Source organism: Streptomyces sp. BJ20 (assembly GCF_022869105.1).
GTDB lineage: Bacteria > Actinomycetota > Actinomycetes > Streptomycetales > Streptomycetaceae > Streptomyces > Streptomyces griseoincarnatus.
Genome location: NZ_CP094918.1, coordinates 2,533,297 through 2,547,028, shown reverse-complemented (window position 1 = coordinate 2,547,028; position 13,732 = coordinate 2,533,297). Strand labels below are relative to the sequence as shown.

The 13,732-nt window shown below is 73.4% G+C and carries 13 protein-coding genes; 5 read left to right on the top strand and 8 right to left on the bottom strand.

Annotated elements, in window-relative coordinates:
* Positions 1 to 31: 31 nt before the first annotated feature.
* Genes MTR79_RS11660 through MTR79_RS11650 form a run of 3 tightly spaced genes read left to right on the top strand, consistent with a single transcriptional unit; the run spans position 32 to position 3,993 of the window.
* Positions 32 to 2,680: a cellulose binding domain-containing protein gene (locus MTR79_RS11660; protein ID WP_244790035.1), complete on the top strand. Its 2,649-nt coding sequence runs from the start codon at positions 32 to 34 to the stop codon at positions 2,678 to 2,680.
* A gap of 57 nt (positions 2,681 to 2,737) precedes the next feature.
* Complete coding sequence (locus MTR79_RS11655) at positions 2,738 to 3,295, top strand: AAA family ATPase (protein ID WP_086699324.1); 558 nt, start codon at positions 2,738 to 2,740, stop codon at positions 3,293 to 3,295.
* Positions 3,292 to 3,993 carry a peptidase E gene (locus tag MTR79_RS11650; protein ID WP_244790033.1) on the top strand — a complete coding sequence of 234 codons (702 nt, stop codon included), beginning with the start codon at positions 3,292 to 3,294 and terminating at the stop codon, positions 3,991 to 3,993. Before MTR79_RS11655 ends, MTR79_RS11650 begins: the two co-directional genes overlap by 4 nt.
* A gap of 2 nt (positions 3,994 to 3,995) precedes the next feature.
* Here MTR79_RS11650 and MTR79_RS11645 read toward each other — a convergent pair whose 3' ends face one another.
* Positions 3,996 to 4,739, bottom strand: a complete 744-nt coding sequence (locus tag MTR79_RS11645) for a class I SAM-dependent methyltransferase (RefSeq protein ID WP_189363600.1) — start codon at positions 4,737 to 4,739, stop codon at positions 3,996 to 3,998.
* 5 nt (positions 4,740 to 4,744) lie between these two features.
* Positions 4,745 to 5,050 (bottom strand): 4a-hydroxytetrahydrobiopterin dehydratase, encoded by a 306-nt coding sequence (locus MTR79_RS11640; protein WP_086705142.1) that lies wholly within the window; start codon positions 5,048 to 5,050, stop codon positions 4,745 to 4,747.
* A 126-nt stretch (positions 5,051 to 5,176) separates the two neighbouring features.
* Here MTR79_RS11640 and MTR79_RS11635 point away from each other — a divergent pair, with 126 nt between their 5' ends.
* Positions 5,177 to 5,995, top strand: coding sequence for a helix-turn-helix transcriptional regulator (locus tag MTR79_RS11635; RefSeq protein WP_086705143.1), 819 nt, complete (start codon positions 5,177 to 5,179; stop codon positions 5,993 to 5,995).
* On the opposite strand, the gene MTR79_RS11630 is transcribed toward MTR79_RS11635, so the two are convergent.
* Positions 5,977 to 6,393, bottom strand: coding sequence for a hypothetical protein (locus MTR79_RS11630; protein WP_189363598.1), 417 nt, complete (start codon positions 6,391 to 6,393; stop codon positions 5,977 to 5,979). The genes MTR79_RS11635 and MTR79_RS11630 overlap by 19 nt on opposite strands.
* Before the next feature lie 192 nt (positions 6,394 to 6,585).
* Here MTR79_RS11630 and MTR79_RS11625 point away from each other — a divergent pair, with 192 nt between their 5' ends.
* Positions 6,586 to 7,449, top strand: coding sequence for a helix-turn-helix transcriptional regulator (locus MTR79_RS11625; protein WP_086705145.1), 864 nt, complete (start codon positions 6,586 to 6,588; stop codon positions 7,447 to 7,449).
* Between the two features lie 13 nt (positions 7,450 to 7,462).
* Here MTR79_RS11625 and dnaK read toward each other — a convergent pair whose 3' ends face one another.
* From dnaK to MTR79_RS11600, 5 genes are all read right to left on the bottom strand, one after another.
* Positions 7,463 to 9,355, bottom strand: a complete 1,893-nt coding sequence (dnaK, locus tag MTR79_RS11620) for a molecular chaperone DnaK (protein WP_244790031.1) — start codon at positions 9,353 to 9,355, stop codon at positions 7,463 to 7,465.
* A gap of 97 nt (positions 9,356 to 9,452) precedes the next feature.
* Positions 9,453 to 10,196: a glycerophosphodiester phosphodiesterase family protein gene (locus MTR79_RS11615; protein WP_244790029.1), complete on the bottom strand. Its 744-nt coding sequence runs from the start codon at positions 10,194 to 10,196 to the stop codon at positions 9,453 to 9,455.
* A gap of 82 nt (positions 10,197 to 10,278) precedes the next feature.
* Complete coding sequence (locus MTR79_RS11610) at positions 10,279 to 10,707, bottom strand: OsmC family protein (RefSeq protein WP_033273722.1); 429 nt, start codon at positions 10,705 to 10,707, stop codon at positions 10,279 to 10,281.
* 100 nt (positions 10,708 to 10,807) lie between these two features.
* Positions 10,808 to 12,628, bottom strand: a complete 1,821-nt coding sequence (locus MTR79_RS11605; protein ID WP_244790027.1) for a hypothetical protein — start codon at positions 12,626 to 12,628, stop codon at positions 10,808 to 10,810.
* The gene (locus MTR79_RS11600; protein ID WP_086704724.1) at positions 12,625 to 13,686 is read right to left on the bottom strand and encodes a MoxR family ATPase; all 1,062 of its coding nucleotides are present in this window, start codon (positions 13,684 to 13,686) and stop codon (positions 12,625 to 12,627) included. The genes MTR79_RS11605 and MTR79_RS11600 overlap by 4 nt, the downstream gene beginning before the upstream one ends.
* Positions 13,687 to 13,732 lie beyond the last annotated feature (46 nt).

The window sequence follows — 13,732 nt, the reverse complement described above, 5'->3', positions numbered from 1 at the left end:
TTCACCCCCCACGAGGAAGGACACCCCCACCGTGCGAAGAACCCGCGTCCTCACGGCCGTGCTCGCCCTGGCGGCCGGACTGCTCGCCGGCGGGCCGCCCGCCCTGGCCGCCGACGCCCCGGCCCCCGCCTCCGTTTCGAAGGCCGCCGACACCTACACCTGGCGCAACGCGCGCATCGACGGCGGCGGTTTCGTGCCCGGCATCGTCTTCAACCGCGGCGAACCGGACCTGGCGTACGCCCGCACCGACATCGGCGGCGCCTACCGCTGGCAGGAGCCGACACAGAGCTGGACCCCCCTGCTGGACTCGGTCGGCTGGGACGACTGGGGCCACACGGGCGTGGTCAGCATCGCCTCCGACTCGGCCGACCCCGACCGGGTGTACGCGGCGGTCGGCACGTACACCAACGACTGGGACCCCGGGAACGGCGCGGTGCTGCGCTCCGCCGACCGGGGCGCGAGCTGGCGGAAGACGGCGCTGCCGTTCAAGCTCGGCGGCAACATGCCCGGCCGGGGCATGGGCGAACGGCTGGCGGTCGACCCGCACGACAACGAGGTGCTGTACCTGGGCGCGCCCAGCGGTCACGGCCTCTGGCGGTCGACGGACGCGGGCGTCACCTGGGCGGAGGTGGCGTCCTTCCCCAACCCCGGGAACTACGCGGAGGATCCGGACGACGAGAGCGGGTACGCCTCGGACAACCAGGGCGTCGTCTGGGTGACGTTCGACGAGTCGACGGGAACCGCGGGCTCGCCGACGCGGACCGTGTACGTCGGGGTCGCCGACAAGGAGAACGCCGTGTACCGCTCGACGGACGCGGGCGCGACCTGGGAGCGGCTGGCCGGCCAGCCCACGGGGTACCTCGCGCACAAGGGCGTCCTCGACGCGGAGAACGGCTACCTCTATCTGGCGTACAGCGACACGGGAGGGCCGTACGACGGCGGCAAGGGCCGGCTGTACCGGTACGCCACGGCGACCGGGACCTGGACGGACATCAGCCCGGTCGCGGAGGCGGACACCTACTTCGGCTTCAGCGGGCTCACCGTGGACCGGCAGAACCCGGGCACGGTGATGGCGACCGCGTACAGCTCCTGGTGGCCCGACACGCAGATCTTCCGCTCCACGGACAGCGGCGCCACCTGGACCCAGGCGTGGCGCTACACCGCTTACCCGGAGCGCGAGAACCGCTACGTCATGGACGTCTCCTCGTCGCCGTGGCTGACGTGGGGCGCGAACCCGGCGCCGCCCGAACAGACACCGAAGCTGGGGTGGATGACGGAGGCGCTGGAGATCGACCCGTTCGACCCGGACCGGATGATGTACGGCACGGGCGCGACGGTCTACGGCACGGAGGAGCTGACGAACTGGGACGACGACACCTCGTTCACCATCCGGCCGATGGTGCGCGGCCTGGAGGAGACGGCGGTCCTGGACCTGGCCTCTCCCCCGTCGGGCGCCCCGCTGCTCAGCGCGCTCGGCGACATCGGCGGGTTCCGGCACACGGACCTGACGAAGGTGCCGTCGATGATGTTCACCCGGCCGAACTTCACGTCGACGACGAGCCTGGACTTCGCGGAGTCGGACCCGGACACGGTGGTCCGCGTGGGCCACGTCGAGTCCGGTCCGCACGTGGCGTTCTCCACCGACAACGGCGCCAACTGGACGGCTGGGACGGACCCTTCGGGGGTCAGCGGCGGCGGGACGGTCGCCGCGTCGGCGGACGGCGGCCGCTTCGTGTGGAGCCCGGAGGGCGCGGGCGTGCACCACACCACCGGCTTCGGCACCTCGTGGTCGGCGTCGCAGGGCATCCCGGCGGGCGCGATCGTGGAGTCGGACCGGGAGGACCCGGAGACCTTCTACGGCTTCAAGTCCGGACGCTTCTACGCCAGCAGGGACGGCGGGGCGACCTTCGAGGCGTCGCCGGCGACCGGGCTGCCGGCCGGTGACAGCGTGCGGTTCAAGGCGCTGCCGGGCAGGGCGGGCGAGATCTGGCTGGCGGGCGGGTCGGCCGACGGACCGTACGGGCTGTGGCACTCCACCGACTTCGGGGAGACGTTCACCAAGCTGCCGGGTGTCGAGGAGGCGGACACCGTCGGCTTCGGCAAGGCGGCACCGGGCTCCTCGTACCAGACGCTGTTCACCAGCGCGCGGATCGACGGGGTGCGCGGCATCTACCGCTCCACGGACGCGGGCGCCAGCTGGGTACGCGTCAACGACGAAGCGCACCAGTGGGGTTGGACCGGCGCAGCCATCACCGGCGACCCACGGGTCTTCGGCCGGGTGTACGTGGCGACGAACGGCCGGGGCGTGATCTACGGCGACCCGGCGGACCCGGGCGGCGGCACCGACCCGGGCCCGCCGGGCGCGTGCGAGGTGACGTACCGGGTGGCCAACGCGTGGGGCGACGGCTTCCAGGCGGAGGTCCGCCTGACCAACACGGGCACGACCGCGTGGGACGGCTGGTCGCTGACCTGGTCCTTCCCCGACGTCGAGCGGATCACCCAGCTCTGGAACGGCGCCCACACCCAGTCCGGCGCCGCGGTCACGGTCCGCAACGCGGACTGGAACCGCACGGTGGCCCCGGGCGCGTCGGCGGCCTTCGGCTTCACGGCGAGCGGCCCGGCCGCGGGAGCGACGCCGTCGGCGTTCGCCCTGGGCGGGAGGACATGTACGGCGCGCTGAAGATCGCCGGCGGGGGATGATGGGCCCGCCCCCGCCGGCGACCCCGAAGGAGCCCCGATGCACGGACGGATCATCTTCCTCAACGGCACGTCCAGTTCGGGGAAGTCCAGCATCGCCCGGGAACTGCTGGAGGTGCTGGAGGAGCCGTACTTCCACATGCCCGTGGACTCCTTCCACCGGATGCGGACGAGCCGGGAGATCGACGCCGACCGGCTGCCCGACGTGCTGCACCGCACCTGGCGGGGGTACCACCGCGCGGTCGCGGGGATGGCCGCCGCGGGGAACAACGTGGTGGTCGACCATGTGCTGAGCGAGGAATGGAGGCTGGCCGACTGTCTGGAGCTGTTCGAGCCGCGGGAGGTCGTCCTGGTCGGCGTGCGGTGCTCGCTGGAGGAGACCGAGCGGCGCGAGCGGGAGCGGGGCGACCGCCCGGCGGGCCTCGCCGCCCGCCAGTACACGCGGGTGCACGCGCACGGCGTGTACGACGTCGAGTGCGACACGACCACGACGAGCCCGGCGGACTGCGCCCGCGCCATCGCCGCCTTCCTTCCCCACCGCCCCTCCCCCACCGCCTTCGAACGGCTCCGCGCCGTCGCGGAGGTGAGCGGACGGTGAGCCGGATCGCGCTGCTCGGGGGCGGGTTCTCCACGGACGCGGACGGGGTCCTTGACGACTGGGTGCTGGGACATGCGCGTGCCTCACGGCCCAACGTGTGCTTCGTGCCTACGGCCAGTGGGGACGCGCCCGCGTACATCGAGAAGTTCTTCGACGCCTTCCGGGCGCGGGACTGTGAGCCGTCCGTACTCCCCCTGTTCCGGCGGGAGTCGAGCGACACGGCACTGCGTGACGTCCTGCTCGCGCAGGACGTCGTGTACGTCGGCGGCGGCAACACCGCCAACCTGCTGGCCGTCTGGCGGGTGCACGGTGTCGACCGGCTGCTGCGGGAGGCGTACGCCGGCGGGACGCTGCTGTGCGGGATCAGCGCCGGGGCCAACTGCTGGGCCGAGGGGTCGCACACCGACTCCTACGGCCCGCTGACCCACCTCCCGGACGGGTTCGGGCTGCTGCCCGGCTCGGTGTGCCCGCACTACGACAGCGAACCCGGGCGCCGGTCCTCCTACCGGGCGGCCGTGGCGCGCGGCGCGCTGCCCGCCGGGTGGGCGGTGGAGGACGGCGCGGCGGCGCTCTTCACGGACGGGCGTCTCACCGAGGCGGTGACGCGGTCGCCCGGGGCCCGCCTGTACCGGGTGCGGGCGGACGGCGAGGCGGGAGCCGTCGAGGAAGCGGTGCCCTGCCGGCTGCTCGGCGGGTGACCCTACGCCGTCCTGCGGAACGCCCTGAGGGTGAAGACCGGGTCCGGGCGGGGGCGGTCCTGATCGGGGAGGGCCGAGAGGCGGGCGGCGAACTCCTCGACCAGGAGGTGGCCGGGCGGGAGGGTGACGAACCAGCCGCGCCGCAGGTCCTCCACCGTGCGGCGGGGGCTGCGGCCCTGGCCGTGGCCCCGGAAGCGGGCCTCCCCCGCCGGGACCAGTCCGTGCCCGGCCGCGCAGGCCGTGACCGTCGCGGGGTCGTCGGGCACGGGGCTCGGCGGGCGCTCGGCGAGCACGGCGTCGATGTCGCTGCCCACGTTGTGCGACAGCCCCTTGTGCACTGTGGTCACGTACACCCCGCCGGGCCGCAGCACCCGCGCGCACTCGGCGACGACGGCCCGCACGTCGGCGGGGTCGGTCAGCAGGTGCAGCAGCCACACGCTGACCACCGCGTCGAAGCTCGCGTCGCGGAAGGGCAGCCGGCGGCTGTCGGCGCGCACCACGGCACCCGGCAGCCGGACGCCGGCTCGCAGGGTCATCGACGTCGACAGGTCCACGCCCGTGACCCGCAGTCCGGGGCGGGCCGCGGGGAATCTCCGGGTCACGATGCCGGTGCCGCAGGCCACGTCCAGCAGCCGCCGCGCCCGGCGCGGGACGAGGCTCATGACGGCCTCGGCGGCGGCCGCCGCGCGGGGTTCACCGCCGCGCAGGGTGTCGTAGCGCTCCGCTTCCTCGTCGTAGTCCAGCACGCGCCTCAGTGTGCCCCGTGGGCGGGCGCCAGGTCCTCCACCCTCCGGGCGAGCTCGAGGTCCTTCTCGGTGACGGCGCCGCCCGCGCTGTGGGTGTGCACGGACAGGGACACCGTGTGGTAGCCGAGGGTGAGGTCGGAGTGGTGGTCCAGCTCGTCCTGCACCCGGGCGACGTGGACGACCATGGCCGCCGCCGCGATGTGCGAGTCCAGCCGGTAGGCGCGGGTGAGGCGGTCGCCGTCGAGCGTCCAGCCCGGCAGCTCGGCGAGCCGGGACTCGATCTCCGTCCGGGACAGCGGTTCGACGGGCATGCGCGGTGCTCCTTCGCCGGGTCGGCTCTTCGTGGCGCGTCCAGGCTGCCACAGAAGCCCGGTCCGTGCCCTGGCCGGAAGGGCGGGCGGCTCCCCGGCCGAGGGTTCCTCGACTACGGTCCTGTCATGACCGCTGCCCCCTCCGAGACCGTCCCCCGCACCGAGGGTGTGGGCCCGCTGCTGCGCGCCTGGCGGCAGCGGCGGCGGGTCAGCCAGCTGGAGCTGGCCCTGCGCGCCGACTCGTCGGCCCGGCACATCAGCTTCGTCGAGACCGGCCGGTCCCGGCCCAGCGAGGAGATGGTGCTGCGGCTGGCGGAGCACCTGGACGTGCCGATGCGGGAGCGCAACGCGTTGCTGCTGGCGGCCGGTTACGCGCCCCGCTATCCGGAGACCCCGCTGGACGACCCGGCGCTGGAGGTCGTGCGCACCGGCATCGAGCGGCTGATCGGCGGGTTCGAGCCGTACCCGGCACTGGTGGTGGACGCGGCGTACGACGTGGTGGCGGCCAACCGGGGGGTACTGGCGCTGTTCGAGGGGGTCCCGGAGAGTCTGCTGACGCCGCCGCTGAACGCGGTGCGGCTCACCCTGCACCCGCGGGGGCTGGCGCCGCGGATCCGGAACCTGCCGGAGTGGCGCGGACACCTGCTGGAGCAGATGCGGCGGAGCATCGCCCTGCGCCGCTCGGACCGGCTGCGGGCGCTGCACGACGAGGTGGCGGCGTACCCGGTGCCGGACACCGCCGGACGCGCGGAGGAACCGTCGGAGCCGGTGGCGTACTTCGCGCTGCCGATGGTGATCGAGCACCGGGGGCGGACGCTGTCGTTCGTGTCGTCCATCGCCACGTTCAACACCCCGATGGACGTGACCGTCGCCGAGCTGGCCGTGGAGACGCTGCTCCCGGCGGACCCGGCGACGGCCGCGTACCTTCAGACCTGGCTGGACTGACGTGCCTTCAGCGCCTGGTGCTGCATCAGGGTGAGGCCGCCCACGGTGAGCGCCTGGAGCACGACCCACACCGCGCCCGCGGTGGTGGGCGAGAGCCACAGCGCGAGCGCCAGGAAACTCGCCGCCGTCCAGGCGAGGTTGGCCTCGACGACACCACGTACGCCGGCCGTCGGCGGGTGCGGCCGGGCGGCCAGCAGGCCCACGCCGGCCGCGTACACGGCGAGGAACGCGCCCAGTGCGAGCAGCAGCCCGGAGCCGATTCCGAGGAACCGGCCGAGCGGTCCGGAGAGGGCGAGGTAGGCGAGGGCGTTGACTCCGGTCACCGCGGCGTCGAGGGCCAGCAGGCGGCGCAGCGGGGCTCCGGTCCGGACGGGCGAGGTCAGCGGGGTCGTGGACATGGGGCGTCATCCTCCGTGGGGTGCGGTGCGGGGCTCGGTGCGTCCACGATCCCGTGCGGCGCCGTACGGGTCGATTACGTCCGGGGTAATGCGGCGGGCGGCGGGAGAAGGGCGGTCACCTGCGGCTCGTGAGAGTCTCGGAGAGACATGACAGGATGAGCGCGTGCCCGAGCACGTTGGGGAGGCGTGGCGTTGAGTGAGCGGCGGGCCGCACCCACGGTGGGCCAGGTGGTCCTGGGACGGCGGCTGTACGAGTTGCGGGAGGCCGCGGGTCTCTCACGGGAGGAGGCCGCCCGCATACTGCGGGTGGCGCCGGCCACCGTCCGCCGGATGGAGACCGCCGAGGTCGCCCTGAAGATCCCGTACGTCCAGATGCTGCTGACCGCCTACGGGGTGCCCGACGGCGAGGCGGACACGTTCGTCACGCTCGCCGAGGACGCCAACCGCCCGGGCTGGTGGCAGCGGTACCACGACGTGCTGCCCGAGTGGTTCAGCCTGTACGTCAGCCTGGAGGGCGCCGCCCGCATCATCCGCTCCTACGAGCCGCACTTCGTCCCCGGACTGCTCCAGACGGAGGACTACGCGCGCGCCGTGCTGGAGGCCGGCACGATCGGCACGGCGGGCCCGGAGACGGTCGAGCGGCACGTGGCGCTGCGCATGGAGCGGCAGCGGCTGCTGGAGCGCCCCGACCCGCCGCACCTGTGGGTGCTGATGGAGGAGACGGTGCTGCGACGCCCGGTGAGCGGGGACAGCCGGGTGATGCGCGACCAGTTCGACAAGCTGCTGGAGTACGCGGAGCGGGACCGGGTCACGCTGCAGATCGCCGAGTTCGCGGACGGGCCGCACCCGGGGACGTACGCGCCGTTCTCGCTGTTCCGGTTCGCCGAGCCGGAGCTGCCGGACATGGTGTTCACCGAGTACCTGACCGGCGCGCTGTACCTGGACTCCCGCAAGGAGGTCTCGGTGCACCTGGAGGTGCTGGACCACATGACGGCCCGTGCGGCCTCCGCCCGGCGCACCGAGAAGCTGCTGCGGGAGTGCCGCGAGCGCCTGTGAGGCGCCCGCGGGCTCAGGCCGCGCCCTCCTGGCGGCCGCCGCCGTCCTTGTCGTCGTCGACGATCTCCGCGTCCACGACGTCGTCGTCGCCTGGTGACGTGCCGCCGCCGTCCGCGGGGCCGGGCCCGGCCGTTCCGCCGGTGTCGGCGGCCCCGGTCTGCGCGTACATCGCCTGGCCCATGCGCTGGCTGACCGTGGCGACCTTCTCCACGGCGGCGCGCAGTTCGCCGGTGTCGGGCGACTCCTGCCCCAGCAGCCGTTTGACGTCGGCGACGGCGGACTCCACCTCGGACCTGGTGGCGGCGGGCACCTTGTCGCCGTTCTCGGTGAGGAACCTTTCGGTCTGGTAGACGAGTTGCTCGGCCTGGTTGCGGGTCTCGGCGGCCTCCCGGCGCCTGCGGTCCTCCTCGGCGTACTGCTCGGCCTCCCGCATCATGCGGTCGATGTCCTCCTTCGGGAGGGCCGAGCCGCCGGTGACGGTCATCTTCTGTTCCTTGCCGGTGCCCAGGTCCTTCGCGGAGACGTGCATGATGCCGTTGGCGTCGATGTCGAACGCCACCTCGATCTGCGGCACCCCGCGCGGGGCCGGGGGCAGCCCGGTCAGGTCGAACGTGCCGAGCTTCTTGTTGTACGCGGCGATCTCGCGTTCGCCCTGGTAGACCTGGATGCCGACCGACGGCTGGTTGTCGGCGGCGGTGGTGAAGATCTCCGAACGCCGGGTGGGGATCGTGGTGTTGCGCTCGATCAGCTTCGTCATGATGCCGCCCTTGGTCTCGATGCCGAGGGACAGCGGGGTGACGTCGAGCAGCAGCACGTCCTTGACGTCGCCGCGGATGACGCCCGCCTGGAGGGCGGCGCCGAGGGCCACCACCTCGTCGGGGTTGACGCCCTTGTGCGGTTCCCTGCCGGTGAGTTCGCGGACCAGGTCGGTCACGGCGGGCATCCGGGTGGAGCCGCCGACGAGGATGACGTGGTCGATGTCGGACAGCCGCACCCCGGCGTCCTCGACCGCCTGGTGGAAGGGCTTCTTGCAGCGGTCGAGCAGGTCCTCGGTGAGCTCCTGGAACTGGGCCCGGGTGAGCTTCTCGTCCAGGTGCAGCGGGCCTTCCGCGGAGGCGGTGATGTACGGCAGGTTGATGGTGGTCTCGCTGGACGACGACAGCTCGATCTTCGCCTTCTCGGCGGCCTCGCGCAGCCGCTGGACGGCCATCTTGTCCTGCGCCAGGTCGACGCCGTACTGGCCCTTGAAGCGCTTGGCGAGCCAGTCCACGATCCGCTGGTCCCAGTCGTCGCCGCCGAGGTGGGTGTCGCCGTTGGTGGCCTTCACCTCGATGACGCCCTCGCCCATCTCCAGCAGCGACACGTCGAAGGTGCCGCCACCGAGGTCGAACACCAGGACGGTCTGGTCGTTCTCCTTGTCCAGCCCGTAGGCGAGCGCCGCGGCCGTGGGCTCGTTGATGATGCGCAGCACGTTGAGGCCGGCGATCTCGCCGGCCTCCTTGGTGGCCTGCCGCTGGGTGTCGTCGAAGTACGCCGGCACGGTGATGACGGCGTCGGTGACGTCCTCGCCGAGGTAGGACTCGGCGTCCCGGCGCAGCTTCTGCAGCACACGGGAGGACAGTTCCTGCGCCCGGTAGCGGGTGCCGTCGACGGAGCCCTGCCCGGGGAACCGCCACTGGGCGTCGCCCATGTGCCGCTTGACCGAGCGGGCGGTGCGGTCGACGTTGGTGACGGCCTGCCGTTTGGCGACCTCTCCGACGAGCACTTCGCCGTTCTTCGCGAAGGCCACGACCGAGGGTGTGGTGCGGGCGCCTTCCGCGTTGGCGATGACGGTGGGCTCACCGCCTTCGAGCACGGCCACCACCGAGTTCGTGGTTCCCAGATCGATTCCGACGGCACGTCCCATCGCTGTAACCCCTTCCGTCAGGGCTCCGCTCCGGCCTTCCAACACTTCCAGCACAAAACTTGAGCGGCATCTTGTCAAGTGTGCGGGCGGAGGGAAGTCAGCGGGAGTCGCCGCCGTCCGGGTGGTCGCGCAGCGTCACCGCACGGCGGGGACGGTCGGTGACCAGGACGTCCACGCGCGGGTCGTCGAGGAAGACGCGCAGCGCCGCATCGTCGTTGACCGTCCACACCATCGTGAACAGTCCGCCTCGGGCGGCCTCGCGCAGCACGGTGGCGCGGGCCAGCCGCTGGTGCACGGCGACCCCGTGGGCGCCGCAGGCTCGGACGCGGCGCAACGGCAGCAGTTCGCTGATCCGGGTGCGCACCAGCCGGCGGCGGCCGAGGTCCCGGCCGTCGCGGCCCAGGGAGAGCAGGGCGCGCACGCGCGGGCGGGCGGCGGTGAGGGCGGCGACGGAGCGGTCCTCCAGGGTGGTGGCCACGACCCCGTCCTCCCCCAGCACGGCCACGGCCCGGTCCAGCAGCTCCCGCTCGTAGCCGGTCTCCTTCAGGTCCAGGTGGGCGACGAGCTTCCCCGCGATCAGCTCCATCACGTCCTCGACGACCGGGACCGGGTGTCCGGCGCGGGCGTCCAGCTCGGCGCGGGTGAGCGTGGACAGCAGGGGCCCGGTACCGCCCACCCGGGCGTCGTGGTGGACGACGAGGACGCCGTCCGCGGTGCGCCGTACGTCGAACTCGACGTACTCGGCGCCGGAGGCGAGCGCGTCCCGGTACGCCTCCCAGGTGGCCGGGGCGGCGCGCTCGGTCCCTCCGCGGTGGGCGGAGACGGCGGGGCGTGACGTCATGGCGGCGGCTTCCGTTGGCGAGGACGGCGCAGGCCGCCCCGGTGACGGGGCGGCCTGCGGTGGCCCTTGCGGTACGGGCGGGTCAGGCGAGCTTCGCCGTCAGGGTGATCTCGGTGCCCTTGAGCGCCTGGCTGACCGGGCAGTTCACCTTGGCGTCCTCGGCGGCGGCGACGAAACCGGCCTCGTCCAGACCGGGGACGGTGCCCTCGACGGTGAGGTGGATGCCGGTGATGCCCTGCCCGGGCACGAAGGTGACCTCGGCGTTGGTGGTGAGCCGGGTGGGCGGGGTGCCCGCCTTGTCGAGGCCGTTGGACAGGGCCATCGAGAAGCAGCTGGAGTGCGCGGCGGCGATCAGCTCCTCGGGGCTGGTCTTCCCGTTCGCGTCCTCGGCGCGCGAGGCCCAGGTGACCGGCTGCTCGGGGATGGCGCCCGAGGAGTCGAAGGCGACGACCCCGCTGCCCTTGAAGAGGCTGCCTTCCCAGACGGTGTGTGCGGCGCGCGTGGTTGCCATGACGCAATCCTTTCGAGAAAAGTCCGGCCGGGTGACCGGCGGTGCTCGGTCCGGACATCCGGATCACCGGGTGCCCTGGTCCATCCGATCACATCACGGCTCAACTCACCCGGAAGACGGGCCCCCTCGGGGCGAAGGGGAGGGTCCCGCCCCGCGGGACCAAGTAGGCGTGCTCGCGCCGCACCCGCAGCACGTCGCACCAGCCGTCGGTGATGACCAGCACCGGTGCGCCCCGCGGGAAGTCGTCGGCGCGCTCCAGCAGGTCGACGCCCGGCTGGAGGACGGTGCCGCCCCGGCCGCGCACCCGCACTCTCCCGGCGATCTCGGTGACCGGGACGTAGCCCGCGTCGTGCGGCGCGGCGTCGCAGAACACCACGCGCGCCGCCGGCACGTCGCGGGACTCCGCGTAGGAGGCGATGGCGCCGAGCGCCTTGCCGAGAAGGGTCCGGTTCATGGAGCCGGAGGTGTCGAGGACGACGCCGAAGGTGCAGCGGGCGACCTCCTCGGGCGGGTACCGGCGGCCCGCGCGCGGGATGTCCGGGGTGGACGCCTGGCGCCGGGAGGGCCGGGCGAAGGACCGCAGCGGCTCGGGGCGGGGCACGAACTCGTCGAACCAGCGGGCGAGCCGGGCGTCCCAGGGCAGCGGCGGATGGCTGAGGGCGCGGATCTCCTCGACCAGGCCGGCCGGCAGCAGTCCGCGCTCCTGGCGGTCGTGCAGGTCCAGGCCCTGGGCGAGGCCCCGGCGGTAGAAGCCGTCGAGGTCGACGCAGTCGCGGGGCGGGCCGAGCGGGGCGCCGAGGACGTCACCGAGGCCCTTGCCGCGCGGGGTCGCCAGGCGGCGGGAGCGGCGCTCGCCGGCGATGCGGTCGTAGACCTCCTCGGCGGACAGTCCGGCGAGGTCCTTGTCGTACAGCAGGCCCCCGGGCATCGTGCCGATGTCCATCTCCACGAGCCAGCCGTTGATGACGAAGTCGCAGGCGACGTTGAACAGGAACGGGTCGCGGGGGCCGCAGCGGTCGCCGTGGCGCAGAGCGGCGTGCAGCATCTCGTGCGCCAGCACGAACCGCCACTCGTCGTCGTCCAGGATCCGCAGCGGGTTGACGTAGATCTCGCCGGCCTCGGCGTTGACGGCGGCGACGGAGATGCCGTGGGCGCGGGCCAGTTCGGCGTCGGCGACCAGGGTCATGCCGGAGGCGATGCCGCCGAGCAGGGGGTAGGAGGAGACGAACCAGCTCAGCGCCTTGTGCCAGGGACGGCGCGGGGCGGGCGCGCCCTCCAGGCTGTCCCGGCGGCCGCCCGCGACGTCCATCGCGGCGGCCACGGTGCGGGTGAGGGCGGAGGCGAACGCCAGCTGGTGGTCGGGCGGCTGCCCGTACCAGCCGTTCCAGTCGGTCAGGTGCAGGTCGGGCTCGCCGCCCGCGGTGCCGCAGCGCCGGTAGGGCTCCGGGACGCCGGTGCGCCGCCAGGCGGCGGCGAGGCGCTCCTCGTCGCCGTCGGGGTAGGCGGCGGGCAGCTCCTCGGGCGGCCGGCCCACGGGCGAGCCGAGCAGGAATCGGTCGACGACCACGCAGCGGGCGGCCTGCTCGCACGCGTCCGGCTGGGTGCGCGGCCCCGGGGCGGCGGGAACGTGGCCGAAGCCGAGGTGCAGGACGGCGTGCGCGAGGGCCCACGCCCAGGTCTCCGGGTCGGCCGTGCGGTCGGGGTGGACGTGCAGCACGGCGTCGGAGTCGACGCGCACCAGGCCGTCGCGGGGGGACAGTTCACAGTCCTCGCGACGGCAGACGTCGACGTCCACGGCGGCCAGCGCCGGATTGGCCCGCATGATCCGCAGCCCCGCGGTGAACGCCTCCGCCGCGAGGTCGCGCTTGCGGCGCTGCTTGTCGCCCTTGGTGTGCGGGCCCCTGCCGTGGGCACGGCTCACCGGCGCGCCTCCACCAGTCGGGGCATGTCGCGGGCCGCCTCGACGAGGAACCAGGACGGCAGCACCGGGTTGCCGTCCGTGTCGGGGGCGATGACCGTCTGCGCGACCTCCACGGAGATCTCCGCGAGCTGCACCAGCAGCGACTTGGCGCGGTACGCGATCTGCCGGCCGGCCGCCGACATGTGTTCCTTGGACGCGGGCAGCTCCTTCACCAGCCGGCCGCGGAAGGACTCGGCGAGGTAGTAGAGCAGGTCGCGGTCCTCGGGGCGGTGCGGCCAGCGGGCGTCGCCCTTGAGCACGGCGTCGATGCCGAAACGGCTGCGCACGATCTTGACGTAGCCGCAGAAGGCGGAGGCGTGGGCGGGGGTGAGCGTGCCGTGGGCGAGGACCTTCAGGGTGTCCTCGTCGAGGTCGCGGCCGAAGGAGTGCAGCGCGTCGGAGAGCATGTGCCAGGAGCGGGGCGTGGAGAACGGCTCCTCGGTCTTGGGCGGCTTGGACCACAGGTGGTCGGGGCGGTCGGTGAGGTGGTCGGTGATCCACGGGTGGATGCCGTTGTCCGCCGCCCACACCAGCCAGTCCTTCGGGGACGCCTCCAGGTGGACGTGGGTGAGGCGGTTGACGAGCGCGGAGGCCAGCGGACGGGCGAGCGCGTTGTCGGTGGCCCGGTTGCCGGCGCCGATGACGACGGACCCCTTGGGCAGCTCGTAGTCGCCGATGCGGCGGTCCAGGATCAGCGAGTAGAACGCCTTCTGCACGTCCGGGGTGGCCGCGTTCAGCTCGTCCAGGAACAGGCAGTACGGCTCGTCCCGGGCGATCGACGCGGGCGGGCAGAACACCGAGCGGCCGTCCCGGATCTGCGGCACGCCGATCAGGTCCTCGGGGGCCAGCTGGGTGCCCAGCAGACTCACGCACTCCAGCCCGAGGCTCTCGGCGAACTCCCGGACCAGGGAGGACTTCCCGATGCCGGGCGCTCCCCAGAGGAACACGGGCCGCACGGTCGCCAGCCCGAGCATCAGCTCCGGAACACGGGCGGGGGTGACGGTGACGGCTGCCTGCACGCGGATGCTCCCTCTCCGCGCCTCGGCGGGCGCGGGCGACACGGCG

Coding starts and splice junctions, on each gene's coding strand:
- MTR79_RS11655 (WP_086699324.1), top strand. CDS start 2,738: ATGCACGGACGGATCATCTTCCTCAACGGCACGTCCAGTTCGGGGAAG.
- MTR79_RS11630 (WP_189363598.1), bottom strand. CDS start 6,393: ATGTCCACGACCCCGCTGACCTCGCCCGTCCGGACCGGAGCCCCGCTG.
- MTR79_RS11615 (WP_244790029.1), bottom strand. CDS start 10,196: ATGACGTCACGCCCCGCCGTCTCCGCCCACCGCGGAGGGACCGAGCGC.
- MTR79_RS11635 (WP_086705143.1), top strand. CDS start 5,177: ATGACCGCTGCCCCCTCCGAGACCGTCCCCCGCACCGAGGGTGTGGGC.
- dnaK (WP_244790031.1), bottom strand. CDS start 9,355: ATGGGACGTGCCGTCGGAATCGATCTGGGAACCACGAACTCGGTGGTG.
- MTR79_RS11610 (WP_033273722.1), bottom strand. CDS start 10,707: ATGGCAACCACGCGCGCCGCACACACCGTCTGGGAAGGCAGCCTCTTC.
- MTR79_RS11640 (WP_086705142.1), bottom strand. CDS start 5,050: ATGCCCGTCGAACCGCTGTCCCGGACGGAGATCGAGTCCCGGCTCGCC.